Genomic DNA, 26,368 nt, shown 5'->3' on the forward strand with positions numbered 1-26,368 from the left:
GACTTCAACCATTTGTTTTAAGAGGTTATAGCTATTTTAGCTCTTTTCTTGCTCATTATCAGGTTAAAAAACAAACAAGCACCTAGCAAAATAAGATTAACACATTGATAAATAATGGATAAGTAGAGTTGTGTTTTTTACTCAAATTTGTACTAAATAATACACTTAAATGACACAAATTAATAAAGATGTATTTATTATACAACTTAATTAACTTGATAAAAAATGAATTTATAGAAAGAATGGCCATATAACCATACAGAAATAAGGGTTTTATAGGGTGTTCTGGCATTTAATTAGCCAAAAAACCCTATATGTAGAATGGTTATTATTCAAATAATACCGCAGTTGTCAGGCGAGAAGTACAACACAATTTGCCTTGTTCATTGAAAATTTCAATATTCCACACTTGCTGGCGACGTCCTAAATGAATAGGCTTACAAATACCTTTCACAACCCCTGAGCGAGCAGCACGAACATGATTTGCATTGATTTCCAACCCGACCACCTTTTGTTCCCCTTCCGAGCACATATAACCCGCAATTGAACCCAAGGATTCGGCTAACACAACAGAAGCACCGCCATGCAATAACCCAAAAGGCTGTTTGGTACGATGATCGACAGGCATTATTCCCTCTAAATAATCATCTCCAATTGCCGTGATTTCAATGCCAAGATGCCCTAACATGCAGGTTTTTGACATTTCAGCGAGTTGTTGCAAATTAAATTGACGTTTCCAAATCATTAAACTATCTCCAGCAAGGCTTGAATCGGATGTTTTATCGATACATTTTCCATTCGCTTAACTTGGCTACGGCAAGAATAACCTGAACTTAAACAGCGATCTTTTGGCAAAGAAGACATCGCGCCTTTCCACGATAAGTCATAAATTCCTTTTGAATTTTGAAGATTGGCCACTTCGTGCCCATAAGTCCCTGCCATGCCACAACAGCCAACACTAACATTATTTAATGTTTGCCCAAAGCGAGCAAATAACGCTGCCCATTGATTCGCACTATTAGGTAAAGCCGTTGATTCCGTACAATGACCGAAAAAATACCATGGTTGTGTCGAAACCACTTGCACATTGTGTGGTTCAGGCAATGTCATTAACCACTCATGTGCCAACATCACCGTAAATTGGCACTGTTCTTTGCCTAAAATTTCATGATATTCATCGCGATAACAAAGTACCAGTGCAGGGTCAACACCGACCATTGGCAACTGTAATTTTGCCACTCGATTTAAAAAGTCTGCTGTCTTGCGAGCTGTTTTAGCAAATTTCGCTAAAAAGCCTTTGATGTGTTGCGCTTTTCCATTCGGTGAAAACGGTAACAATACAGGTTTAAGGCCTAACTTTTCAATTAAGCGAACAAAATCTGCCACCACTTTGGCATCGTAATAGCTAGTGAAAGGGTCTTGAACCACCAGCACATATTTTTCACGCTGTGAATCCGCCATACTTTCAAGTTGTTCAAGCGTAACAGAAACCGCGGCATGGCCTGAAAGTTCTTGTTTTAATGTGGGTTGAGAAAATAACGGTAAATCCACCATACCAATGGTGTGTTGGCTCAGTTTTTGCACCACCGGTTGACGTAAAAAGAAATTAAATACGCTAGGTACCTTGGAAAGTATTGGTGCACTCGCTTCGACGTTTGCAACAATATGGTCCCGAATAGGTCGCAAATAACGCCCATGATACAATGCTAAAAATTTAGCTCTAAATGATGGCACATCAATTTTAATCGGGCATTGTGTTGAGCAGGCTTTACAGGCTAGGCACCCAGCCATTGAAGCTTTCACTTCATGAGAAAAATCATAATCCCCTTGCTTCGCACGCCAAGTATTACGGGTTTTCTCGATTAAGCCTCTTAATGAAGGCTGGTTGTGCGTAATTCCTTTTTCAAGGTGTTCGGGTGTAACGCCTTGTTCCGCTAGCAACCTTAACCATTCACGAACAAGTGTCGCACGGCCTTTCGGAGAATGGACTCGTTGACCACTCACCTTCATCGATGGGCACATTGGGCTCTTTACATCAAAATTGAAACACAGCCCATTGCCATTACACTCCATAGCACCACGGAACTCTTGGCGCATTTGGACTGGAATTTGCCGGTCATACGTTCCTCGCTTGATGTCATCAACCTGCTTCATCGGTGCATCCAACCCCGCAGGTGGGCAAATTTTACCTGGATTCAAACGGTTATCGGGGTCAAATGCCGCTTTAATATTCCGAAGCTCACCGTATAATACATCGCCAAAAAATTCAGGACTATATTGCGCACGGAAACCTTTCCCATGCTCCCCCCACAAAAGCCCACCATATTTAGCGGTTAATGCCACAATTTCATCAGAAATTTGTTTCATCAATACTTCTTGCTGCGGATCACACATATCAAGCGCAGGACGGACATGTAATACCCCTGCGTCCACGTGACCAAACATGCCATAATTCAAGTTGTGACTATCTAATAATGCACGGAATTCCACTATATAATCAGCAAGATGCTCAGGAGGAACACAAGTATCCTCAACAAACGGAATTGGCTTTGCAGCCCCCTTGCTGTTCCCTAACAGCCCAACTGCTTTTTTACGCATGTTATAAATGCGCGTAATATCTTCAAGGTCATGACAGGTTTGATAACCAATCACGCCGGCTTGGTTATTCGCCATTAACTCATCAAGCCGCTGACAAAGGCTTTCAGTTAATTGGTTAATTTCCGCTTCATCATCACCACTAAACTCAACAATATTCAGCCCCAACATTTCCTTATTTGGAATGTCAGTAATCAATGCTTTAACTGAGTGCCAAACAATATCTTCACGCGCTAAATTCAATACTTTCGAGTCAACTGTTTCAACAGACAAGGCTTTTGCATCAACCATAAAAGGTGCATTACGTAATGCGGACTCAAAAGAGTCATATTTGACGTTTACTAAGCGGCGTACTTTTGGCAAAGGTGTGATATCAAGCGTCGCCTCGGTAATAAAGGCTAAAGACCCTTCAGACCCAGTCAAGATACGGGTAAGGTCAAATTCTGTTAGTTCATCATTAAATACATGACGTAAATCATACCCTGTCAGGAAACGATTTAACTTGGGAAATTTTTCTTCAATTAATGGACGTTGCTCTAAACAGCGTTCTAATACTGTTTTATATATACGCCCCACTGTTGAATCTTCTGACGCAATCGTTTGGGCGAGTTCGATAGGCATAGCACGTGTATCTAGGCATTCTCCACCTAACACCATGGCTTTAACGCCTAACACGTGATCAGAGGTTTTACCATATACTAATGAGCCTTGACCTGATGCGTCAGTGTTGATCATTCCACCTAATGTTGCTCGGTTGCTGGTAGATAGCTCCGGCGAAAAGAAATAACCGTAAGGTTTGAGGTATTGATTTAATTGGTCTTTGATGACCCCAGCCTCAACTTTAACCCAACCTTGCTCTGGATTTATTTCTAAAATCCTATTCATATAACGGGACATATCCACAACAATCCCTTCAGTTAAGGATTGCCCATTAGTTCCCGTCCCACCACCCCGAGGTGTAAAGCTAAGCTCACGAAATTTCGCTTGCCCCGCAAGCCGAGTGATAATTTGTACATCTGCACTCGAACGCGGAAATACAACCGCTTGGGGTAATAGTTGGTAAATACTATTATCTGTTGCCATGGATAAACGCTCAGCATAGCTGGTGCCGTTATCTCCAGTAAAACCCTGTTCTTGTAGCTCATGCAAGAACTCAATAACTAGATGACTAAGATGAGGAGCTTCTGATATACGCGGGATCATTATTAACGATGACTCTTGTTGTTTAGTGTTCGCATTACTCGTTATGTACTATCTTTATTTTAAGTTGCACAATAGTGTCTTAGGTCTATGATGGGTTACCTTCACAGCCTGTAAAGACAGCACAGCCGCTGATGACATTGTCATTATGAACCATATCACAATATTGTTTTTTTTAACCGTGAAAAAAAATTACGTTATTTTCACCTAAAAATTTGCCACAGACACAGAATTTTCATTTGTAAAGGACCAGTCATTAATGGAAAAATCGCAAAAACGCTTGGATCTTCCCAAACTTATTTTCGGCCTATTATCCATCGTTTTAATGATAGCAGCCTGCTTTTGGGTACTTAATCCATTTATTCTTGGCTTTGTATGGGCTGGAATGATGGTAATTGCTACTTGGCCACTATTATTAAGACTGGAAGCTCGCTTATGGCATAAGCGCTGGTTAGCTACATTGGTGATGGTTCTTCTTATATTACTGCTGTTCGTTATTCCATTGGGTATTCTAATTGGCAGTATCATTGAAAATAGCACACCACTTATTGATTTAGCGAAATCGCCGTCAAGCTTAACATTGCCTGATTTAGAATGGCTCAATACCATTCCAATGGTGGGTGAGAAAATTTACTATGCATGGCATAGCTTAGTCGCCAGTGGGGGGAATGCTTTACTTGCTAAAATTCAACCCTATTTTGGCCAAGCTGCTGGCTGGTTTGCCACGCAGGCTATTAGCGCAGGAAGATTTGTTTTTCACTTGATGCTAATGCTGCTATTTAGTGGATTGCTCTACCTTAAAGGCGAATCTGTCATGGTTGGCATCCGTCACTTTGCGGTCCGTCTCGCAGGGATCCGTGGGGATGCTGCCGTCGTGTTAGCGGCACAATCTATTCGAGCTGTTGCCCTTGGTGTCGTCGTCACCGCGCTAATTCAAGCCATCGTCGGAGGAATTGGACTTGCCTTGTCGGGTATTGGTTATGCGGCCATCTTAACTGTCTTGTTGTTTATATGCTGTGTGGCGCAATTGGGGCCTCTACTCATTATGGTGCCATCCGTCATTTGGCTATTTTGGACAGGTGATACGACATGGGGAATTATCCTTGCTATATGGGCCGCCGTTGTTGCCACTATGGATGGCGTTCTTCGCCCATGGCTCATTAAAATGGGGGCTGACTTACCAATGGTTCTGATCCTTGTTGGTGTTATTGGTGGAATTTTATCATTTGGCATGATTGGTTTGTTTATTGGCCCTGTTGTATTAGCCGTTTCATATAGCTTATTAAAAGCTTGGATGAATGAGGTTGCAGTTCCAAGTGAAGACTTAACAGAAACTGAAAAATTTCTAGAAGAAGAGTTTTCGATTAAAAAGTAGTACGTAGTTGATTAGTAGCAGGCATGTTCAAGCAAGACATGCCTGCTAACTTAATAAGTATTGCTCCATTAATATTTAGAAACAATATTTAACATTCTAACGTTAGTATTTAGTCTAATTTATGTTAACATAAATCTATTGAATTAATTCTCTTTAAGTAACAATGAGTAATATTAATATTGAGAGTGTTCTTAATGATTGTATAATATGAATAGTTTAATATTCTATTATTGAATCATATGGATATAAAAAGCTATGCCCCTCCCTTTTTAGGCGTCGCTTTATTTAACTGAATTGCTGTGTGTAGTCTTTGCCTGTCAGCCCATGATAGGCTTTTTTTTTATCTTCATTTAATATGAATATTATTCATATCGTAATCAGAACATCACTTTATAATTATTGATTAATATCAATTTTTGACATAACTAGCAGTTTTCATACTCCTTTAGCGTTATATAATTAAATAAATTTTGTTATTTCTATTTAAGGTATATTTTCTGCCCAAACTAAATACACAAAATAAGAGTAATTATATTCTTTTTTTATTTATACCTAAAAAGTATTATATGAATATTTATTTAGAACTGTTTGCTATCAACCTATTAATAATAGTATTAATCAATTTCTGTAATAGGTAATTTTAATCAAATAAATGCGAAGGCTGAATGTTATTCACATTCAGCCTTGATAATTAAAAAACGAGATAACTATTGATTCTCAGCTATCGTCAGCCATGTTTGTACCACGGTATCTGGATTCAAAGATAAACTATCAATACCTTCATCTACCAGCCATTGAGCAAAATCTTGATGGTCGGATGGCCCTTGACCACAAATACCTACATATTTGTTTTGTCGTTTTGCAGCCTGTATAGCCATAGATAACATGGCTTTTACCGCATCGTTTCGTTCATCAAATAACTCAGAAACAACACCAGAATCCCTATCAAGACCTAATGTTAACTGAGTCATATCATTCGAACCGATAGAGAAACCGTCGAAATGTTCGAGGAATTGATCTGCCAGTAAAGCATTTGATGGAATTTCGCACATCATAATGACTTTTAGACCGTTTTCACCACGTTTCAAATCATGTTTAGCCAGCTCAGCAACTACAGACTCAGCTTGTGCAACTGTCCGCACAAATGGGATCATAACTTCAACATTCGTTAACCCCATAGTGTTGCGAACACGTTTAACCGCTTCGCATTCCAATGCAAAACAGGCACGGAAGCTGTCAGATACATAGCGCCCTGCACCACGGAAACCTAACATTGGATTTTCTTCTTCAGGTTCATAAATATCCCCACCGACTAAGTTGGCATATTCATTAGACTTGAAGTCAGATAAACGGACAATAACGCGTTTTGGCCAGAAAGCAGCGGCTAGAGTAGAAATCCCTTCGGTTAATTTACCGACATAAAATTCAATCGGGTCATCATAACCCGCCATCATTTGGCGAATTTCTGCTTGTAACTCAGGAGATTGCTGATCAAATTCCAGTAATGCCCTTGGGTGAACACCAATCATACGATTGATGATAAACTCAAGTCTAGCTAGACCCACACCTTCATTAGGTAAGCAAGCAAAATCAAATGCACGGTCAGGGTTACCGACATTCATCATGATTTTGACATCTAGATTTGGCATATCACTCACTTCAGAACTGTGAATTTCAAACGCCAGTTTACCTTCGTACACAAAGCCCGTATCACCTTCTGAACAAGAAACTGTCACTTCTTGGCCTTCTTGCAAACGGTCAGTCGCATCACCACAACCCACAACCGCAGGAATGCCTAATTCACGCGCGATAATCGCAGCATGGCATGTACGTCCACCACGATTCGTAACAATCGCAGCGGCTTTTTTCATGATAGGCTCCCAATCAGGGTCTGTCATATCGGTAACAAGTACATCACCCACCTGAATTCTATCCATTTCACTCAAGTTATGTATGACTTTAACAGCCCCAGAGCCAATACGATGACCGATTGCACGTCCTTCAACTAAAACTTGTCCTTGTTGTTTTAATTGATAACGCTCCATCACTTGTTGATTAGAGCGAACGGTTTCTGGCCTTGCTTGGACAATATACAAACGCCCATTATGACCATCTTTTGCCCACTCAATATCCATTGGGCGACCGTAGTGCTTTTCAATCTGTATAGCTTGGCGTGCAAGCTCTTCCACTTCGAGATCAGTTAAAGAGAAACGATTGCGTAGTGCTTCTGGCACATCTTCAATTTGTACTTGTTTACCGTGCTCTTTACTGTTGGCGTACACCATTTGTAATTTTTTAGAGCCCAGGGTACGGCGCACAATTGCAGGACGGTTATTGGCTAACGTTGGTTTATGGACATAAAACTCGTCTGGATTCACGGCGCCTTGCACCACCATCTCACCTAAACCATACGCAGAGGTAATAAATACGACTTGGTCGAAGCCCGATTCAGTATCAATCGTAAACATAACACCCGATGAGGCTAAATCTGAACGTACCATGCGTTGAACGCCCGCGGACAGTGCTACACCGCGGTGATCATAACCTTGGTGAACACGATATGAAATCGCACGGTCATTAAACAATGAAGCAAAAACGTGTTTAATCGCAACTAATACAGCGTCAATTCCTTGAACGTTAAGGAATGTTTCCTGTTGCCCTGCAAACGAAGCGTCAGGCATGTCCTCAGCAGTTGCCGATGAGCGGACAGCAAATGAAGCTTCCGCTTCACCTTCTGACAGTTGTGCGAAAGCATCACGAATATCTTGTTCCAACTCCTTCGTCAATGGTGTATCAATCACCCATTGACGGATCTGAGCACCTGCTACAGCCAGTTGGTTCACATCATCAATATCCGTTTCATCTAGCAGGTTATAAATGCGTTGATTTACACCGCTCTGCTCCAGAAAATCATTAAACGCCTGTGCGGTTGTCGCGAAACCGTTAGGTACGGATACTCCCAGATCAGATAAGTTAGTGATCATTTCACCGAGAGAAGCATTTTTGCCCCCGACACGGTCAACATCATTCATCCCTAATTGGTTATACCAAAGTACATTACACGGAGTGAGGCCATTTGTGGACATTGAAAGCGATCCTTTTATAGCAATTTAGTGACAGAGTACAAATCGTAAAAAATCTCGTTGGCGAAATTTCGCCTCGTGAAATAGACTAGCACAGACGCTAAGAGAAGATGGACTGGTGAATCGTTCCATCACTGAAGAAAACTTTTTTGTTCTAAAAATCGTTCAAAAAATGGCTATAGTTTCCCCTATAAACTAATTTTTAAACTTTAAACAAAGATAATATTTCCCAATATCCAGTGATAAATACAATAGAGACGAATAATGATGAGCGAATTAGGAGCAATGAATAATATGGTAAGCCAAGTTCAACGTACTGTTTTTTTTATTTCTGATGGAACAGCGATAACCGCTGAAACTTTGGGGCACGCCGTACTTTCTCAATTTCCTCTGTCATTTATTTCTTATACTCTGCCGTTTGTAACAAGCGAAGCTCGTGCACATGAAATTAAGCAAAAAATAGATATTATCTTCGAAGAAACCCAGTTGCGTCCTTTAGTGTTCTATTCGATTATCTCCCCTGAAGTTAAGCAAATCATTACCCAGAGTGCAGGTTTTTGCCAAGATATCGTCCAAAGTCTAGTCGCCCCAATTCAGAAGGAAGTCGGCCTAGAACCTGAGCCAAAACTCAACCGAACCCATGGCCTATCCATGCAAAATATGAATCAATATGATGCACGTATAGCTGCTATTGAATACACACTGGCTCACGACGATGGGATTTCTTTACGAAATTTAGACCAAGCTCAAGTGATACTAATTGGTGTTTCACGTTGTGGCAAAACGCCAACAAGCCTCTACTTAGCGATGCAATTTGGTATCCAAGCGGCAAATTACCCATTTACGGCTGATGATATGGATAATTTACAATTACCTGCAGCATTACGCCCATATACACATAAATTGTTTGGTTTAACTATTAGCCCTGAACGGCTAGCAGCTATCCGCGAAGAGCGCCGTGAAAATAGCCGTTATGCATCCATAAGGCAATGCCGTATTGAGATAGCTGAAGTGGAAGCTTTATTTAGACAAAATAAAATCAACTACTTAAATACAACTAACTATTCTGTTGAAGAAATTTCAGCAAAAGTGATTGATACCATGGGCTTACAAAGACGAATCTTTTAATGAATACAAATAAAAAAAATATTCATTCCTGCTAAGTTGGAGGTTGAAATTAAGCCATATTCGTTTATTGTGATCTTAATCACTTATAGGGCATATGCCTATTAAAGTTCTTTGAGAAAGAAAATGCACAAAACTGATGAATTACGTACTGCGAGAGTGGACAGTTTAATTACCCCACAAACTCTTGCTGATGAGTTTCCTATTTCCCAAAAAGTCGCTGAAAACGTGACAGCGTCACGAAAACGCATAGAACAAATATTATCCGGCCAAGACCCACGTTTACTGGTCATTGTCGGCCCTTGTTCCATTCATGACATTGATGCCGCTATTGAATACGCTAAAAAACTAAATGTGTTAAGAGAGCGTCATCAAGACCGTTTAGAAATTGTCATGCGAACTTACTTTGAAAAACCACGTACTGTCGTTGGTTGGAAAGGGTTAATTTCTGACCCTAACCTCGATAATTCTTGCCAAGTCAACACTGGTATCCGGTTAGCTCGTAAATTATTGATTGAAGTTAACCAATTAGGGTTAGCCACGGCAACCGAATTCCTTGATATGGTCACGGGCCAATATATTGCCGATCTTATTAGTTGGGGAGCAATTGGCGCTCGCACAACAGAAAGCCAAATTCACCGTGAAATGGCATCCGCATTGTCCTGTCCGGTAGGTTTCAAAAATGGCACCGACGGCAATATTAATATTGCTATTGATGCGATAAGAGCTGCAAAGGCGCAGCATATGTTTTTATCGCCGGATAAGAACGGCCAAATGACCATTTACCAAACCAGTGGTAACCCGCATGGCCATATCATTATGCGTGGCGGTAAACAGCCTAATTACACGGCTGGTGACTTAGCAGCAGCCTGTGACAAACTGCGTAAATTCGAATTACCAGAGCATTTAGTGGTCGATTTCAGCCATGGTAATTGCCAAAAAATTCATCGTCGCCAACTCGAAGTTGCACGAGATATTGCGGAGCAAATAAAAGATGGCTCGACCGCTATCAGTGGAGTGATGGCAGAAAGCTTCTTAGTTGAAGGCACACAAAAAGTGGTTTCTGACCAACCGTTAGTTTATGGCCAATCTATTACCGACCCATGTCTTGGCTGGGAAGATACCGAACAACTTATTGAAATTCTTGCTCAAGCTGTTGAGTCACGCTTTAAATAAGCCAAATCATTCCAATTTTTTTATTATGAGCCCTTTAGTGAACATAGAAACTAAAGGGCTTTTATATTTACAAAAAAAATAATTATCATTTAATGCATAATTAAATAATATAATAATCCAATTAATGAAATAAAAACAGAATTTTAATCCAAAAAATCCTTGACCCACCTCGCACCAACGATAATAATTCTCACTACAAACTAATTTATCCGTTAGAACTTCTGTAGCCTAGCCCATTATTCGCTACGACATTGCAGGGCTAAATAGTTCTAATAAATAAATGAGTTACATAAATATTTATTGCATGCCACCCAGATTATTTATCCAGGCAGCCAGCAAATTCTGAAACCAAAGGAAAGGATTTCCTATGCTGTTTAAATCGATGCCTGCATCAATCCATCAAGATCATAAAATATCACTCTCAGCTATTGCTGCCACCGTTGTAATGACCGGGTTTAGCAACACCGTCTTGGCTGAAAATTTATCGACTCCCAAAGCGAATACCCGCGACATTATTCACGTTTCTACCTCACCTCTTAGTTTAGAAAATATCGCTGTAGCAGAACAAGTCGATGTAATTGATGCAAAAGCGCCTGAATATCAATCTGCGACATCCGCCTTAGATTTACTAAAAGGCCAAGCTGGAGTATTTGTTTCTGGTTCTAATAGCACTTATGGCCAGGGCATTCAAATGCGGGGTTATGATTCACGAGGTGTTAAAGTCACCGTTGATAATATCACCCAAGACTTTTATTCCGGCTTATATGAAGCTACATTTATTGACCCCACCTTAGTAAAAAAAGTCTACGTCCATAAAGGCGCATCATCTGTACATCATGGCGGCGGCGCGTTAGCCGGAGTCGTATCATTCAAAACAATAAATGCAGCTGACATATTAAAACCAGGGCAAAAAATCGGTGGTCAGGTCTTTAGCGGTATTAACCGTAATGATCACGGTTACTATGCAGGTGCAACGCTATTAGGCAGAACTGAATCAACAGATACTCTGTTTACCTATAGTCAACGTAAAAAGCACCTACTCGGCTCACCCGAGTTTGAAGAGGTTGATAATACTGAACAGCTAAGCAACTGGATGCTCAAAAGCAGCTGGCTTGCCCACCCTTCATATAACTTGACGTTACAATTAAAAGAATACCGCAACAACAGTTTAGGGGTAAAACAACCCGCTAAACCTTCAGAAAAAAATAGATATCCAAATACACCGCATGAAAGACAAAGCCATCAGCGAGATGTTGCCATTAGCCAATTTTTTACACCCAAAAATGAGGTAAATTGGCAAGCCCAGTGGGATATTTATTATACAGATTTATATTTAGATCAAACTGATACAGTTAAGGTCAAGAGCAAACCAAAAGAGTATGGCTCTGAAACGCGAAATCAATATACCTATGGGACTAAATTTACTAATAGCTTCACTTTACCTATGTATAACTGGGTAAATCATCATATTCAAAGTGGTTTCGAATATTATCAGCAAAAGCAAACGTCAAATCAGTATGCAATAAGTTATCCACCAGCAGAACTTGATAACCTGTCTGGCTGGTTAGTCAATGACATGACATTGCATCAATTACCGTTAACTTTATCAATTGGAACGCGCTTTACACAATACCGTGCATCGAGGAATAATTTCCCTGAAAATAAACATATCAACTTGTCATCCCGTATGGCTGTTAGTATTACTCCAACCCATTGGCTCAATCTTTACTCATCATACGCTGAAGCATACCGTACTCCACGTATGTCCGAGCTTTATAACAATTCAAACCATTTCACTATACCCTTTTTTGGCACTCCCTCGAACTTTCGTCCATCGCCTGATTTACGTCCAGAAACGAATAGAACCCTCGAAACAGGTATAAAAATCAGTTTTGATGGGGTATTTATTGATAATAGCGACCTTCAATTCGGTTCAACCTACTTTAAGACCAAAGCTAAAAACCATATTGCCCTTGAAGGTCTTTATACGCCAAGGTATGGCCAATGGTTCCCAGATGAACTTTATTATATCAATATCCCCAGCGCATCCATTTATGGCATCGATAGCTTTATAAGCTACAGAACACGGTGGTTTGAGTTAAATATCAATCACAATAAAACCACAGGTAGAGAAGACGGCTCACATTATTCTCTTTCGTCTATACGTCCTGAAACACTAACGGCTCGATTCAATGTACCGGTTGCTAGTACTGGCTTTACTCTAGGTTGGATAGGGGAATTCTCTGCAAGAACGCAACTTCAAGGTAACGATAAATATAAAAAGTGGCATCACAGATCTGATAAAGGCTTAGACCGCTATCATAAAGAAGTCATTCAATATGCGGGCTATAGCATTCATGATTTCTATGTGAATTACCAAGCAGATCAATTCATAAAAGGGTTAAGTTCGACTCTCACAATGAAAAATGCATTTGATAAGCCATATCTATCTTCCACTGGCGTACCCCAAGAAGGTCGGAACTTTTATCTCAACATGAATTACAACTGGTAGTTAAGTAGTAAAAAACCATGTTATCAACTGATTTTATTAAATTTATCAGCAGTATAAAAAATAAATCAGTTGATAACTTTTCACTATGTCTTTTAATTTTATTAAGGAAAAATTTGTGAATTCAAACCTCTATAATGATTACCTGCAAGCTAAGAAAACGCACTCTGATAAGCACTCCCAAGAAATAGCGGCCTTACTTGGCGTATCGGAGGCCCAACTAATTCATTGTCGTGTCGGTAAAGATAATGTTCAACGATTGGTCAGTAAACCTATTGATATCTTGCAAGATTTAACCACAATAGGCAAAGCTATAGGGATCACTCGTAATCAGTACGCTGTTAGTATTCAAACGGGTGCATACAATAACCCAAAATTTAGTAACCACGGTGGGCTATTTCTAAACCCTAAAGCATTAGACTTACGCATGTTCTTTGCGCAGTGGAGCTCAGTTTTTGCACTCACTGAAAAAATGCCAGAGGGAACTCGCCACAGTATTCAATTTTTCGATAAATATGGTGATTCGTTACACAAGGTCTTTTCCACCGACAACTCTGATATAGCTGCTTGGCAAGCCATGATAGAGCGCTACAGCACATCAGAGAATCCGCCTATCGAACCTAAAACAATTTCGCCATTTTCAGAACAAAAAATTAGCGAAGAACTCGCCTCTCAATTAGAGCAACAATGGCGTGAGATGACCAATGTTCATCAGTTTTTTGGTATATTAAAGAAACACAATTTAAGTCGTCAGCAAGTTTTTCGTGTCGTTAGCCAAGAATTAGCATGGCAAGTCCCTACTACGGCTTTATCTGAATTACTCTCTCTTGCATACCATGCAAAAAATGAAGTTATGCTCTTTGTAGGAAACCGTGGGTGTGTGCAAATATTTACAGGAAAAATAAATGAACTATCATCACTCTCTGTTGAAAGTTCTCAAACTGATTGGTTAAATGTTTCAAGTACAAACTTTAAACTTCATATCATTGAAAATGGCATTTCTGAGTGCTGGGTCACACGTAAGCCAACTAAAGATGGCTTTGTGACAAGTCTTGAGGTCTTTGATACCCAAGGTAACCAAATTATTCAAATGTATGGCCAGCGTATTGAAGGCACTCCCGAACAAATAGAATGGAGCAAGCAAATTCTTTCGATATCTCGCATATAATAAAAGAATAATAAGAAAGTAGATAATCTGTCATGGTAATTTTCTAAATACTTTTCAATCAGAAATTGTGGTTTGAATTAGACATGAAAATTGCCATAGACCCTTTACCTCATTAATTCACAACAACGATACAAGCCACTTTTTGATATAGAAATAGAATAATCATCCATCTCTCGCATAAAGTATTTAACTTACCGCATATATTAGTTATTCATACTACGAAAACTGTAGTTACAAGCACTTTCAATCATAACAATTACCTCGGAATTTCCTGTTTATTGTTATAGAAATACGATTATAAATGAAGCAATAATATTTCAATTATTTACTTGGTTAATAATTTCGAATAGCTTGAACAATTTTTTTGAACATAATGAAAACTTTCTCTTTTTCTCATCTATAAAAATGACATAAAAACATAGTTACTTGAATTAAAAGAATTTTAAACATACAATATTGAATGTTTAAAATGTTAATTTTTTCAACATCTATTGTACTGATAGTTATTCTCATTAAAAAACCGCACGTTTAGCCTATCGATATATCGGAAAAACAGGAAGAATAGACCCTAATTTCGTGAGTTATTATTAGTTATTAATGAACAATAGCCTACTTGAGTAGGAGGTAAATATGTCAGAAAGTGTAGTCAACGATATTGTTAAATGGCTTGAAAGTCAGTTGCAGCGCAATGAAGGCATCAAAATCGACACAATTGCCGATAAAAGCGGCTATTCAAAATGGCATTTACAGCGTGTTTTCAAAGAAATGAAAGGCTGCACGCTTGGTGAATACGTCCGTAAACGTCGTTTATTAGAAGCAGCTAAATCATTACGTGAAGGCAACTTACCTATTCTTGATATCGCATTGCAATATGGCTTTAGTTCACAGGCGACATTTACCCGCATCTTTAAAAAGCACTTTGATACAACGCCTGCAAAATTTCGCCAATCAGGTGAATTACCTGAATGCAAAAACTTTATGACTTGTAGCTGTCATAACTGATTATTTTAGAACATCCCTTCCTATTAGTTATTTGCAATTTTGAAGTCTATGTCTGAGCCGACTATGTCGGCTCTTTTTTTAACTTAATTCATGGACTAGCCAGTTTTCCAAATCAGCTAACTGTTCCTGCAATTGAGGCCATTTTACGGCCATTTGTTTACCTAAGGAGCGTATTGTTTCTGTCTGATATGTTTTACCCGTCAATTGCTCACTTAACCACTCCAAAGGGGATGGGTCTAAGCTATCTGTAAAAAACTGACAGCGATTTATCACGCCTTTTTCGATATCAAAATGAAACTCGATTCCTCCCCAAGAAAAACGTGTATCTGAATAGTGAGTGAACGCTGGTGCTTGCCCAAAATTCCATTCCCAACTACTTTGCTTAGCAAAGGTTTCTGGAAAATTTGGCAAATCAGGTAATCTTTCAGGGGAAATATACTCTGCTTCGACCGTTTCACCGAAGTAATTAAAAAAGCTTTTAATTATTCCCTCACAAACAATTTCATGAGAAATATTAGGAACAAGTTCAGATAAATTAGCTACACGAGAACGCACTGACGTGATCCCTTTTGCCTGTAATTTTTTAGGATCTGGGTTCAGGTAATTAGCTAAACGACTTAAATCTGCATTAATCAGCAAGGTTCCATGGTGAAAACCTCTATCTTTCGTTTCTCGGTATGCAGAACCGGATATTTTTCGCGGACCACTTTCTGTATCTAAAACCAAATCATTGCGACCTGAAATTTGTGCGTTGATACCGACCTGTGCTAATCCATCAACAATGATTTGTGTAGAAACTGTTTTATCATATTCTGGCTTTCCCGCCATAAATGTGAAACAAGTGTTACCTAGATCATGAAAGACAGCACCACCACCACTACTGCGCCGAGCTAAACGAACATTATCTTCTTCCATCCGCCGTGTATTACATTCTTTCCACGGATTTTGAGCACGCCCTATAACCACGGTATCCGCATTTCTCCAAAGAAACATAACACGTTGGTCGGTTGGCATTTGTCGGAAAATAGTTTCTTCAACCGCAAGGTTAAACCAAGGGTCGTAGGATTCTGAGATGAGTAAACGTACTGTTGACATTAAGCTATCCTTAAAACAAAACTTGCCCTTAAGATAGCATAATCACTGAATAAAATAGTAAATTTAGATACGTCTTGCTTGCCAAAACACTTTTCGCCAATAAACATTATCCATTGATGAACGAATGACTCCTTTACTCGTTGATGCGTGAATGAATGTATTATCGGTATCGTAAATCCCCACATGCAATCCATTCTCCCCTGAGCCTGTTTTAAAGAACACCAAATCCCCTGGCATCAAATCAGATTTATCAATCCGTGTGCCTAATTGAGTTTGATCTACTGTTGTTCGAGGTAACTGAATGGCAAAACGGTCGTTAAATGTGCGATAGACAAAACCGGAACAATCCACACCATTTTGATTCATTCCACCATAATGATAAGGCGTACCATACCACTGCTCTAGCTGGTCTTTTAATTGTGCTATCGTCATGATTGGGTCTGATAATTGTGTTTTTAATGGCGGCGGTGTTCTTTTAACGGATGTCGATGAACAACCAATTAAAACTAAACACAATAATAGTGGTAGGTGTTGTATTTTGATAACCATAAAGCACCTTATTTATCTATCTTATTGCGATAACTTGCCTATATTATAGTGCGTGAAGACTATAATATAAGCAACTAAGAAATTATTCCGTTCTATCACTTGGTGATTTATTGGGCCGGCTAATTAGCCATACCCCTAATAAAATAAAGCCAATTCCAATAGCCTTTAGCCCTGTCGCAGGTTCATTAAACCAAGGCAAGAAAACCGCTAATAAATAAACGAAAACATAGCTTAAGCTAATAAGCGGATAAGCTTTATTCAATGCTATGTGTTTTAAAGCTAATAGCCAACATAACATCGATAACGCATAACAAACTAACCCTAAAAAAATAATTCCTAAGCTAGTAATATTTGCGAGTAACCACTCTAATTGTAGCCAATGCCAGCCAAGTGTGAATGAGGGTAGTTCAACTACCCCGGCTTTTAAGCTCAGTTGAGCGACTGTGACTAATAAAGCACTGCTAATCACCCACAAATAACCCTTGTTCATACGCCGATACTCATTAGCAAAATACCAAACATAATGGCAGCAACCCCTAACCAGTGGTTAAGCCCAGTTTGCTCTTTATAAACAAACTGGCCAATTAAAGTAATTAATACAAAATTAATACTTAACATTGGATAAGCGATACTCAGCGGCATGGTTTCCAATAATTTCAACCAAAACAACATGCCAAGGCCTAGCATAAAAACCGCCAGCACCAGCCACCGAAAGGCTGATGCTGTTTTATTGGTTTTATTACTCTGCCAATTGACGACGGCTTGCTTTTGAGCCACTTGCCCAACGCAGGTCAAAACGCTAACCAGCAATAACAGCAGTAGTTGTGCAATCATTGTTGATGGTAAACCACAATCGCCATACGTGAATTTTTAATGACTTCATCTGGCTTAGGAATATCCGGTAACCCTTCTTTACGGCCTAATAAAAAGACAACAGTTACCTGCCCTTCTTTACGTGCTTTTTCTAGCCACTGTGCAAATTGATCCGGTTTAACTAAGCGATGTTGGCTATCTGGGTATTCCAAACCGTAACTTAGCTCTCCACTACTATTGTATAAATAGATATTGGAATTTTGTGTTTCCCACGCAAGGCCTGCTGCGACCCCAACATTACTTGCCATCAAATATTTGCTATTCATCAGTAAATCATGATTTTGATGAATAAAGTCTTGAGGTAATTTAGAATCGATGGTGTTGTTCGGCAGAGCACTACCAATACACAAACTCACGGCCAAAGAGCACGAGGCTGCCCATAACCAATATTTAGCATTTAATACCGTACATAGGTAACCGATAATCGCCCAAATAGAAAATGCAACGACACCTAACACCATTTTTGACCATTCATCAGGTTCGTATAACGGTTTTTTGATCACCGTGCTCACGACAATTACCGCTATAACCGCAGCGATCCCTAATACAACATTAATGATCCCATTGGCTTTCAATGCTTTCATTTTACCATTACGAACGCAATCAACCCCATACTTCGCCATAAGCAATGCCAATGGCGCCATAAACGGTAACATATACGTTGGTAACTTACCGCGAGAAATACTGAAAAAGATAACAGGAACAACAAACCAGCACAGTAAGAAAAACATATCGGGGCTAGATTTACGTTCTTTCCAGCCTTTCATTATCGCACCTGGCAACAGCCCTGCCCATGGAATAGCGCCAAGAATGATAATTGGAATATAATACCAAAACGGTGCAATATGCTGCGCATCATCTGCTGTGAAACGCTTAATGTGCTCAATCCAAAAGAAATAGTGCCAATAGTCTGGTTCTTGTTTTGCAACCGCCAAAGCCCATGGCAAACTGATAATAACCGCCGAAATTATTGCAAGCGGCCCGTACTTTAGTAACTCAAGGAACCGCTTTTGATAGATTGTGACAGGAAGCATGACTATCACGGGGATCGCAAGGGCTAAAAAGCCTTTAGTCATAAATGCCATGCCACAAGCCAGCCCAAGACAAAGCCATGCCGCTAGTTTGGATTTTACGTCTCTCGATTTCATTGCCCATAAACAACAGAACATGCTTGCCGCTATCCATAAAGACAACATTGGGTCGAGCACACTGTAAGTTCCAATGGAGAACACCAAGAACATTGAGATATAAATGAGGCTAGCAACATAAGCAACGTGGTTATTACGCCACATCATTTTTGCCATACGGTAGACAAGTAATGCACTGAGGAAAATACAAAAAACCGAACCAAAGCGAACAGCAAAATTAGTTTCACCAAAAATCATCTGGCTAATATTGTTTATCCAGTAACCTGCTACTGGTTTTTCGAAATAACGTACATCCAGCATGTAAGGAACAATCCAATCCCCACGCTGTAACATTTCACGGCTAATTTCCGCATATCGTGTTTCATCTGGTTGCCAAAGTAAACGGCTATCCAACGGCAATAAATAGGTTAAGATAAAAAAAAGAGCCAGCAGAGAGGCTCCTACTTTGCTCGCTCGGTTATTCAACATAGGTTGCTTATTCCTCTTCTTGGCAGCCTAGCCAGCCTTCACGCCCAGGGAATGGTGCCCTCACCACACGCCCTTTTGGCAATGAATTCAAATCGTCTGGCAGTAATTCACTCAATGTACAGAATTGGATATCTTCTTGTGTAATTCGTTCCAATAATTGTGAAAATTGTTCCGATTTAGACATCCCTTCCACTTCAGTGTGAATAGTATAAACTGGAATGCCTTGATCTTCTTTAATTGCTTGAAGAATAAAATCATTAAATGCCTCATCACTCACGACTGTTCCCACAACTTCATCGTAAGTCGGCAGTGTTACAGGAATTTGAACTGTCCCTAATGAGCCATCCGCTAAAATTGGCCTAAATGGATATTTACCACGGCAATCACTGTTGTAGTCAAAGTTAAACGTTTGTTTAACTTCCAATACGCGCTCATCGCCTCGCCAACCAGCGACGGCTGAACAAGTCACACGATGCCCAATAGCTTGCTCCAATGCATCAACACCTAGCTTAACCTGCTCTGTCAGTTGCGGTTTGCTCCATTTCGCAACCTTAGCCTGCCAGCCTTGATGATCCCATGCATGTAAGCCAACTTCATGACCAGCATCCAAGGTTTGTTTCATCAAGTAACCTAAATCCTTAGCAATTTTTTTACCCGGCCATGCTGTGCCCGCTAATAAGATATCTAACCCATAAAGGGATGCTGCATTAGACCTAAGCATTTTCCACAGAAATTTAGGACGCAAAAGGCGCCATAAATGGCGCCCCATGTTATCGGGTCCTACGCTGAAGAAAAAGCTGGCCTGAATATTATGCTCTTTGAGCACTTTGAGTAACTGTGGAACCCCTTTTAATGTACCTTGGTAGGTATCCACATCAATTCTCAAGCCAACTTTTTTCATTAGTCTTTATTACCTAACTCTTCAACAGCACCTTGTAAGAAGAAATCTAATGTTTCTTCAATGGTATCTTTCATATCGATAGTTGGAACCCAGTCCAGTAAACGACGTGCGTTTTCAACACTTGGTTTACGGTGTTCAACGTCTTGATACCCTTGGCCATAATAGCTGCTGCTTTCGATTTCACGGAAACCTGCAAATGGAGGGAATTTTCCACGTTGTGGGTGTTTTTCGAAGCTTTCCAGCAACATTTCCGCTAATTCACGAATACTGGCTTCATTCGTTGGGTTACCGATATTGATGATTTGGCCGTCACACTTACCATCTTTATTTTCGATAATACGGAACAGTGCTTCAATACCGTCTTTAATATCTGTAAAACAGCGTTTTTGTGCACCACCATCAACCAGTTTAATCGGAGAACCTTCAACCAAGTTCAAGATCAACTGTGTAATTGCACGAGAACTACCAATACGCGCAGAGTTCAAGCTATCTAAACGTGGTCCCATCCAGTTAAATGGACGGAATAAGGTGAACTTCAGACCTTCTTTTGCACCGTATGCCCAAATCACTCGGTCAAGTAATTGTTTAGATACTGAGTAAATCCAACGTTGTTTATTGATTGGTCCTACGATCAGGCGTGATTCATCTTCATCAAACTCTTTATCATCACACATACCATAAACTTCAGAAGTTGATGGGAAAATGATGCGTTTGTTGTATTTCACACAGTAACGTACAACTTTTAAGTTTTCTTCGAAGTCTAACTCGAAAACACGCAGTGGGTTACGGGTATATTCGATTGGCGTCGCGATCGCAACCAAAGGCAGAATAACGTCACATTTTTTGATGTGATATTCAATCCATTCTGTATGGATGCTAACGTCACCTTCAATAAAGTGGAAACGTGGGTTACCAATAAAACGTTCAATTGCGGAAGAACCGATATCCATACCATAGATATCGTAATTACCGTCTTTTAACAGGCGCTCAGTCAAGTGGTTACCGATAAAGCCGTTAACACCAAGGATCAGAACACGTGTACGACGTTTTACTTGTGCCGTTGGTTTTGCACCAACACGAACATCTGTCACGATACCCATTTCGTTAGCAAGGCGGCTACCTTGCATATATAAACCCGTCTCACTTTGGCCGCTAATCACTTCGATAGCACCTTGACCACAAGCGATACGCAGTGGGTCACTCGAAAGTACCGTACCTGCTGGTTTACCTTGGTTATCATCTAAAACGCGTGCGCGCCAAATAACCATTTTGCGCGCACCTAAATAGGTAAACGCACCTGGGTAAGGTTCAGTCACTGCACGAATCAAGCAATTAACGTCTTTTGCACTGTCGTTCCAATTAATCAAACCATCTTCAGCGGTACGACGACCAAAGTACGTTGCTTGACTTTCGTCTTGTGCAACGGCTTTGTAGCTACCAGTTTCGATTAATGGCAGTGTTTTATCCAGCAAAACTTCCGCCGCTTCACGGACTTTTGCATGTAAAGTTAGGCTAGTGTCTGTATCGGTAATAACCACTTTTTCTTGAGCAATGATATCGCCAGCGTCGGCTTTAGCTACCATTTTATGTAAGGTTACACCTGTTTCGCTTTCGCCTTTTAATAATGCCCAATTGATAGGCGCACGACCGCGATATTTAGGGAGTAATGAACCATGTAGATTAAACGCACCTTTAGGCGCGATAGCTAACAGCTCTTCACTCAACATATCACGATAGTAGAAGGAGAAAATCACATCAGGTTTCATTTCGCGAATACGTTCAATCCACAATGGGTGATTAACGTTTTCAGGCGCAAAAACAGGAAGCTCCATGTCAGCACTTAAACGCGCAACAGAGGAGTAAAAGTGGTTTTCATTTGGGTCATCAGTGTGGGTAAACACTGCTTGGATATCAAAACCTGCTTTTTCAAGCGCTTTTAGCCCTACGCAGCCAATATCATGATAGGCAAAAACAATAGCTTTCATTAGTCTTCTTCCTGATTTTTGTCGGATTTCGCATCTGCTCCAACGACTTTTTGAATAAAATAACGGGGTCTCGCGCGCACATCATTGTAGATCCTACCAATGTATTCGCCCAATAAACCCATGGCAACAAACTGTGCACCAATAAACATAAAGAGTACTGCAAACAGCGTGAATACGCCATCTGCGGCCCACTCTGCGCCAAAAATTAAACGCAATGCAATTAACAATACCGCTAATAAAAAACCGCCAGCGGCGATAATACTACCGACAACACTCAATAAACGCAGTGGTGCCGTAGTCAGGCATGTTAATAAGTCATACATTAAATTAATCAGCTTCATAAAGCTGTATTTAGAATCACCAAACTCGCGTTCTGCATGCGCTACATCAATTTCAATGGTTCTACGTGCAAATGTATTTGCTAAAATAGGAATAAATGTACTTCTTTCATGACATTGCAACATAGCTTGAATAATATGACGGCGATACGCACGTAACATACAGCCATAGTCACCCATTGAACGCCCAGTCGCTTTCGTGATCATCGCATTAATCATTTTAGAAGCTGTTTTGCGAAACCAAGAATCTTGGCGATTCGCACGGCGTGTACCAACTACATCATAACCTTGCATCGCAGTTTGCACTAAACGAGGGATTTCCTCTGGCGGGTTTTGCAAATCCGCATCCAAAGTAATTACTAAATCGCCATCCGCTTGGTTAAAACCGGCCATAATAGCAGAATGCTGACCATAATTACGGTTTAAAATAATTGCAATAACATGGTTTTCTGGATTTTCCGCTGCTTCTGTAAGCATTTGCGCTGAACGATCGCTACTACCATCATCAACTAAAATTAATTCATAAGATTGAGTTAATTGTTTACATGACTTGATAGTACGTTCTAGTAATTGCGGTAAGCTCTGCTCTTCATTATAGACAGGGATTACCACTGAGACTTTTTTTATCTCATCAAATTCATCTGCGTGTGACACTATTTTGACTCCAAAAGAACTGCTTCTACAGCTTTGACAACCCGTTCAACATCTGCATCCGTCATATCGGGAAATAAAGGTAATGAACACAATGTGGCGCTATTCCAGGTTGATTCAGGTAAAACTAATTCAGGGTATTTTTCGCGATAATATTTTTGAGTATGTGCGGCGCGAAAGTGCAGCCCTGTACCAATATCGTGCTCTTTCAATTTTTCCATGAATGTATCGCGATCAATACCACATTCGGCTTTATCGACACGCACCATAAATAAATGATTCGCATGTAAATGTGAGTAGCTAGGTACACTCAACATTTGCAAAGGAGAGTTTTTCAGCAATTCACGATAACGAGCAGTTAGCTCAGCACGACGCTGATTTAATTGCTCTACTCGTGATAACTGCACCACTGCAATCGCGGCATGAATATCCGATAAATTATATTTAAAACCGGGTTCAACAACCTCTGCTTGCGGCTTACGGCCTTGCATTTGTCTATCAAACGCATCAACGCCTAGACCGTGAAACTTAAGCGTGCGTACACGCTGAGCGAGCTTGTCATCATCTGTTGCGACTAATCCCCCTTCCGCACAGGTGACATTTTTGATGGCATGAAAAGAGAAAATAGACGTTCCCTTTTCGCCAATCCACTCATCTTTATAACGAGTACCCACGGCATGTGCTGCATCTTCGATTAAAGCTACACCGGCTTTTTGAGCAATCAAACGCAATGCGTTAAGATCACAAGGAGCCCCCGCATAATGAACTGGGATAATGGCCTTTGTTTTTTCTGTTAACGCTTTTTCTACGGCATCAGGTTGGATCATTAATGTGTCACGATCAACATCAATCATCACAGGGGTTGCACCAAGCAATTCAATCATGTTAATCGTAGAAACCCATGTTTGTGATGGTGTAATAATTTCATCACCAGGGCCAATACCTAATGCCATTAAGACAACATGCATCCCCGCTGTTGCAGAAGAAAGTGCAATCGCATGCTTACAGCCATAACGCTTACAAAAATCTTCTTCTAATTGATGATTCTGTGGGCCTGTAGTTATCCAGCCTGAACGCAGAACTTTTTCAACTGCCTTGACCTCTTCATCACCGATTGCCGGTTTTGAAAATGGTAAGAAATTGCTCATATTGTTTATAGCCTAGTTTTCATTGTGAATAGAATATTCTAGTTAATTATACTTTAACCGAACCTCAACACCTGCAAACATTGCGGGGTTATCATGCAAAAATAAGTGATAAAAACACCTTATTGCTTATCCGTTAAATTTATAACCTGCCACACCCGGTGAGATGCACTGTGGCTTAACTTAATTTCAGACATAAATATGTCAGATAAATTTTTTTCTGTCATTATACATTCTGGTTTCCCTACTGCGACTAACTGTCCTTGTTTTATCATCCAAATACAAGATGCATTTTTATACGAATGGCTAAGATCATGACCACTCATTATAACGGTTCCTAAGCAATCACAAAAATATTTAATCCATTTATCAAGCATTGCTTGCTGAATAATATCTAAATTATTGGTCGGCTCATCCAATAATATAAATTTCCCCTCGCATTGCTGTTTATCCCAGACCTGCAAAAATGCTGCTACAATTCGGACTCTTTGCCATTCACCACCCGAGAGTTGGTTAATAGGTTTACTCAATAATGATGTTAGTTGAAAATCGCTACATAAACGCTCAAAAACACCAGCAGAAAACACTGTGTTAGGTGAAAACAGGCCAACATATTGAAAAACTTTGAGTATTGGGATGTAACTAACTAATTGTGAAAGATAAGCACGTTGTTGGCTCAATTGAGCAATATGATATTGCCGTATACTTCGCCCACCAATTAAAATATCGCCACCTACAGGCAAATAACCGCTTATCGCAGCTAATAATGTACTTTTCCCGGCCCCATTGGCACCCAATATATGAATTTGTTCACCAGCTAGCACTTGAGCTGAAACATTGACCAAGCGTGTATCGATGGTAATATTTTTAATATCAATAATTAATTTATTTTCCATCATTTTTACCGCCATTGTTGGTGACGGATTAACAAGAAAATAAATATCGGTGCCCCTAAGGTTGCCGTAATAACACCAATGGGAACTTCCGCATTGGCGATTAATAACCGAGACAGAATATCTGCTGTTAATAACCCTAATGCCCCTGCCACTGCAGAACCAACCAATAATACGCGATTATCTGTTAAACCACTTAATCTCAATATATGAGGAATAACTAAGCCAATAAAGCTAATCGCCCCCGCAATAGCAACGCTGAGGCCAATTAATACACCACTAATAATAATCAATATAACGCGCCATTTATGGATTGATATACCTAATTGATAAGCTTGTACTGTACCTAATGAAAGGTAATTCAGTATATTTCCTTGGAAAAGCACCCAAATTAAAAATGGCAAGCAACCAATAACAAGACCAAATTGTCGCCAATCAACCCCACTAAAACTCCCCATCATCCAATAGAGTAACTGTCGCAAATCAAGGTTGCTGCTCATGTACACCATCCATGTCATACAGGCACCACTAATCACGCCCAGAGCAACACCAACAAGCAATAAGCTAGAGTTATTCAAGTTTTTACGGCGAGCAAAATAGAGCAATATGGAGGTAAACAATAGTGCTCCCATAATTGCGCTAATACTTAATAGCCAATAGTGCGTCACGCCTGAAGACAATAATACAGCCAGCACCACAGCAACACCTGCACCGTTACTTACCCCCAATAAGCCAGGCTCGGCCAAGGGGTTTTCAAATAAGGCTTGCATGATAGCCCCTGTGACTGCAAGAGCTGCGCCAATAACAATCACCGCAAGTGTGCGAGGAAAACGAATTTGCCAAACAAAAAGCTGTGCGGAATCTTTCATCCATTGGCTAGGCCAATACCAAACCTCGCCAGCACTGAGTGACAGCACCGTAACAATGCAAAGCGTGAACAGCAAAAATCCAATCAAACGTATATCTGATTGGTTTTGTTGTTTTTGTAGCTGCTTCAATGAAAAAAACATTCTATTTGTAATATTTATCAGTCAGTTAAAAACAAACGCGTTTTATATAAGAGAGATCATAAGGGAAAAATTAAACTAC

At 40.0% G+C, this 26,368-nt stretch carries 20 protein-coding genes; 6 read left to right on the forward strand and 14 right to left on the reverse strand.

Features of this window, described 5'->3' with window-relative positions:
* Window positions 1–328: 328 nt before the first annotated feature.
* On the reverse strand, window positions 329–745 hold the full coding sequence (gene menI, locus FVA72_RS12460) for a 1,4-dihydroxy-2-naphthoyl-CoA hydrolase (RefSeq protein WP_094961759.1): 417 nt from the start codon (window positions 743–745) through the stop codon (window positions 329–331).
* Window positions 745–3,798: a D-2-hydroxyglutarate dehydrogenase YdiJ gene (gene ydiJ / locus FVA72_RS12465; RefSeq protein ID WP_137019035.1), complete on the reverse strand. Its 3,054-nt coding sequence runs from the start codon at window positions 3,796–3,798 to the stop codon at window positions 745–747. Before ydiJ ends, menI begins: the two co-directional genes overlap by 1 nt.
* A 256-nt stretch (window positions 3,799–4,054) precedes the next feature.
* Here ydiJ and ydiK point away from each other — a divergent pair, with 256 nt between their 5' ends.
* Window positions 4,055–5,170, forward strand: coding sequence for an AI-2E family transporter YdiK (gene ydiK / locus FVA72_RS12470; RefSeq protein WP_094961757.1), 1,116 nt, complete (start codon window positions 4,055–4,057; stop codon window positions 5,168–5,170).
* A gap of 707 nt (window positions 5,171–5,877) precedes the next feature.
* On the opposite strand, the gene ppsA is transcribed toward ydiK, so the two are convergent.
* Entirely contained in the window at window positions 5,878–8,256 is a 2,379-nt protein-coding gene (gene ppsA, locus FVA72_RS12475; protein ID WP_004263765.1) for a phosphoenolpyruvate synthase, read from the reverse strand.
* Between the two features lie 261 nt (window positions 8,257–8,517).
* Here ppsA and ppsR point away from each other — a divergent pair, with 261 nt between their 5' ends.
* From ppsR to FVA72_RS12500, 5 genes are all read left to right on the forward strand, one after another.
* Window positions 8,518–9,381 carry a posphoenolpyruvate synthetase regulatory kinase/phosphorylase PpsR gene (gene ppsR / locus FVA72_RS12480; protein ID WP_004263762.1) on the forward strand — a complete coding sequence of 288 codons (864 nt, stop codon included), beginning with the start codon at window positions 8,518–8,520 and terminating at the stop codon, window positions 9,379–9,381.
* 123 nt (window positions 9,382–9,504) lie between these two features.
* Window positions 9,505–10,554 carry a 3-deoxy-7-phosphoheptulonate synthase gene (locus FVA72_RS12485; RefSeq protein WP_004263759.1) on the forward strand — a complete coding sequence of 350 codons (1,050 nt, stop codon included), beginning with the start codon at window positions 9,505–9,507 and terminating at the stop codon, window positions 10,552–10,554.
* Between the two features lie 367 nt (window positions 10,555–10,921).
* Complete coding sequence (locus tag FVA72_RS12490) at window positions 10,922–13,066, forward strand: TonB-dependent receptor domain-containing protein (protein WP_110591612.1); 2,145 nt, start codon at window positions 10,922–10,924, stop codon at window positions 13,064–13,066.
* A 115-nt stretch (window positions 13,067–13,181) separates the two neighbouring features.
* Window positions 13,182–14,231, forward strand: coding sequence for a hemin-degrading factor (locus FVA72_RS12495; protein WP_096863962.1), 1,050 nt, complete (start codon window positions 13,182–13,184; stop codon window positions 14,229–14,231).
* 630 nt (window positions 14,232–14,861) lie between these two features.
* Complete coding sequence (locus tag FVA72_RS12500; protein WP_004910390.1) at window positions 14,862–15,233, forward strand: helix-turn-helix domain-containing protein; 372 nt, start codon at window positions 14,862–14,864, stop codon at window positions 15,231–15,233.
* 78 nt (window positions 15,234–15,311) lie between these two features.
* Here FVA72_RS12500 and FVA72_RS12505 read toward each other — a convergent pair whose 3' ends face one another.
* The 11 genes from FVA72_RS12505 to btuC form a co-directional block, all read right to left on the reverse strand.
* Window positions 15,312–16,328 (reverse strand): lipoate--protein ligase A, encoded by a 1,017-nt coding sequence (locus FVA72_RS12505; protein WP_110591611.1) that lies wholly within the window; start codon window positions 16,326–16,328, stop codon window positions 15,312–15,314.
* Between the two features lie 63 nt (window positions 16,329–16,391).
* The gene (locus FVA72_RS12510; protein WP_036958662.1) at window positions 16,392–16,877 is read right to left on the reverse strand and encodes a C40 family peptidase; all 486 of its coding nucleotides are present in this window, start codon (window positions 16,875–16,877) and stop codon (window positions 16,392–16,394) included.
* Window positions 16,878–16,959: 82 nt separating this feature from the next.
* Entirely contained in the window at window positions 16,960–17,367 is a 408-nt protein-coding gene (gene arnF / locus FVA72_RS12515; protein ID WP_004263744.1) for a 4-amino-4-deoxy-L-arabinose-phosphoundecaprenol flippase subunit ArnF, read from the reverse strand.
* Entirely contained in the window at window positions 17,364–17,711 is a 348-nt protein-coding gene (arnE, locus tag FVA72_RS12520; protein ID WP_004263742.1) for a 4-amino-4-deoxy-L-arabinose-phosphoundecaprenol flippase subunit ArnE, read from the reverse strand. The genes arnF and arnE overlap by 4 nt, the downstream gene beginning before the upstream one ends.
* Window positions 17,708–19,366 carry a lipid IV(A) 4-amino-4-deoxy-L-arabinosyltransferase gene (arnT, locus tag FVA72_RS12525; RefSeq protein WP_110591610.1) on the reverse strand — a complete coding sequence of 553 codons (1,659 nt, stop codon included), beginning with the start codon at window positions 19,364–19,366 and terminating at the stop codon, window positions 17,708–17,710. Before arnT ends, arnE begins: the two co-directional genes overlap by 4 nt.
* Window positions 19,367–19,373: 7 nt before the next feature.
* Window positions 19,374–20,267, reverse strand: a complete 894-nt coding sequence (arnD, locus tag FVA72_RS12530) for a 4-deoxy-4-formamido-L-arabinose-phosphoundecaprenol deformylase (RefSeq protein WP_004263737.1) — start codon at window positions 20,265–20,267, stop codon at window positions 19,374–19,376.
* Window positions 20,267–22,252, reverse strand: coding sequence for a bifunctional UDP-4-amino-4-deoxy-L-arabinose formyltransferase/UDP-glucuronic acid oxidase ArnA (arnA, locus tag FVA72_RS12535; protein ID WP_096863958.1), 1,986 nt, complete (start codon window positions 22,250–22,252; stop codon window positions 20,267–20,269). Before arnA ends, arnD begins: the two co-directional genes overlap by 1 nt.
* Complete coding sequence (arnC, locus tag FVA72_RS12540) at window positions 22,252–23,244, reverse strand: undecaprenyl-phosphate 4-deoxy-4-formamido-L-arabinose transferase (protein ID WP_004263733.1); 993 nt, start codon at window positions 23,242–23,244, stop codon at window positions 22,252–22,254. The genes arnA and arnC overlap by 1 nt, the downstream gene beginning before the upstream one ends.
* Entirely contained in the window at window positions 23,244–24,389 is a 1,146-nt protein-coding gene (arnB, locus tag FVA72_RS12545) for a UDP-4-amino-4-deoxy-L-arabinose aminotransferase (RefSeq protein WP_110591609.1), read from the reverse strand. The genes arnC and arnB overlap by 1 nt, the downstream gene beginning before the upstream one ends.
* 119 nt (window positions 24,390–24,508) lie before the next feature.
* A complete protein-coding gene (locus FVA72_RS12550; RefSeq protein WP_110591608.1) occupies window positions 24,509–25,285 on the reverse strand; it encodes a vitamin B12 ABC transporter ATP-binding protein BtuD in 777 nt (258 codons plus the stop codon).
* Window positions 25,286–25,287: 2 nt separating this feature from the next.
* The gene (gene btuC, locus FVA72_RS12555) at window positions 25,288–26,289 is read right to left on the reverse strand and encodes a vitamin B12 ABC transporter permease BtuC (protein WP_110591607.1); all 1,002 of its coding nucleotides are present in this window, start codon (window positions 26,287–26,289) and stop codon (window positions 25,288–25,290) included.
* Window positions 26,290–26,368: the final 79 nt, after the last annotated feature.

It is taken from the genome of Providencia sp. PROV061 (assembly GCF_011045655.1).
Classification (GTDB): domain Bacteria; phylum Pseudomonadota; class Gammaproteobacteria; order Enterobacterales; family Enterobacteriaceae; genus Providencia; species Providencia hangzhouensis.

What these genes read in the sequence shown, in the direction of transcription:
- arnD (WP_004263737.1), bottom strand. Translation starts at nt 20,267, where the DNA reads ATGAAAAAAGTTGGCTTGAGAATTGATGTGGATACCTACCAAGGTACA.
- arnB (WP_110591609.1), bottom strand. Translation starts at nt 24,389, where the DNA reads ATGAGCAATTTCTTACCATTTTCAAAACCGGCAATCGGTGATGAAGAG.
- arnT (WP_110591610.1), bottom strand. Translation starts at nt 19,366, where the DNA reads ATGTTGAATAACCGAGCGAGCAAAGTAGGAGCCTCTCTGCTGGCTCTT.
- arnE (WP_004263742.1), bottom strand. Translation starts at nt 17,711, where the DNA reads ATGATTGCACAACTACTGCTGTTATTGCTGGTTAGCGTTTTGACCTGC.
- FVA72_RS12550 (WP_110591608.1), bottom strand. Translation starts at nt 25,285, where the DNA reads ATGATGGAAAATAAATTAATTATTGATATTAAAAATATTACCATCGAT.
- ydiK (WP_094961757.1), top strand. Translation starts at nt 4,055, where the DNA reads ATGGAAAAATCGCAAAAACGCTTGGATCTTCCCAAACTTATTTTCGGC.
- arnA (WP_096863958.1), bottom strand. Translation starts at nt 22,252, where the DNA reads ATGAAAGCTATTGTTTTTGCCTATCATGATATTGGCTGCGTAGGGCTA.
- menI (WP_094961759.1), bottom strand. Translation starts at nt 745, where the DNA reads ATGATTTGGAAACGTCAATTTAATTTGCAACAACTCGCTGAAATGTCA.
- ppsA (WP_004263765.1), bottom strand. Translation starts at nt 8,256, where the DNA reads ATGTCCACAAATGGCCTCACTCCGTGTAATGTACTTTGGTATAACCAA.
- ydiJ (WP_137019035.1), bottom strand. Translation starts at nt 3,798, where the DNA reads ATGATCCCGCGTATATCAGAAGCTCCTCATCTTAGTCATCTAGTTATT.
- btuC (WP_110591607.1), bottom strand. Translation starts at nt 26,289, where the DNA reads ATGTTTTTTTCATTGAAGCAGCTACAAAAACAACAAAACCAATCAGAT.
- arnF (WP_004263744.1), bottom strand. Translation starts at nt 17,367, where the DNA reads ATGAACAAGGGTTATTTGTGGGTGATTAGCAGTGCTTTATTAGTCACA.
- FVA72_RS12500 (WP_004910390.1), top strand. Translation starts at nt 14,862, where the DNA reads ATGTCAGAAAGTGTAGTCAACGATATTGTTAAATGGCTTGAAAGTCAG.
- FVA72_RS12505 (WP_110591611.1), bottom strand. Translation starts at nt 16,328, where the DNA reads ATGTCAACAGTACGTTTACTCATCTCAGAATCCTACGACCCTTGGTTT.
- FVA72_RS12490 (WP_110591612.1), top strand. Translation starts at nt 10,922, where the DNA reads ATGCTGTTTAAATCGATGCCTGCATCAATCCATCAAGATCATAAAATA.
- ppsR (WP_004263762.1), top strand. Translation starts at nt 8,518, where the DNA reads ATGATGAGCGAATTAGGAGCAATGAATAATATGGTAAGCCAAGTTCAA.
- FVA72_RS12485 (WP_004263759.1), top strand. Translation starts at nt 9,505, where the DNA reads ATGCACAAAACTGATGAATTACGTACTGCGAGAGTGGACAGTTTAATT.
- FVA72_RS12510 (WP_036958662.1), bottom strand. Translation starts at nt 16,877, where the DNA reads ATGGTTATCAAAATACAACACCTACCACTATTATTGTGTTTAGTTTTA.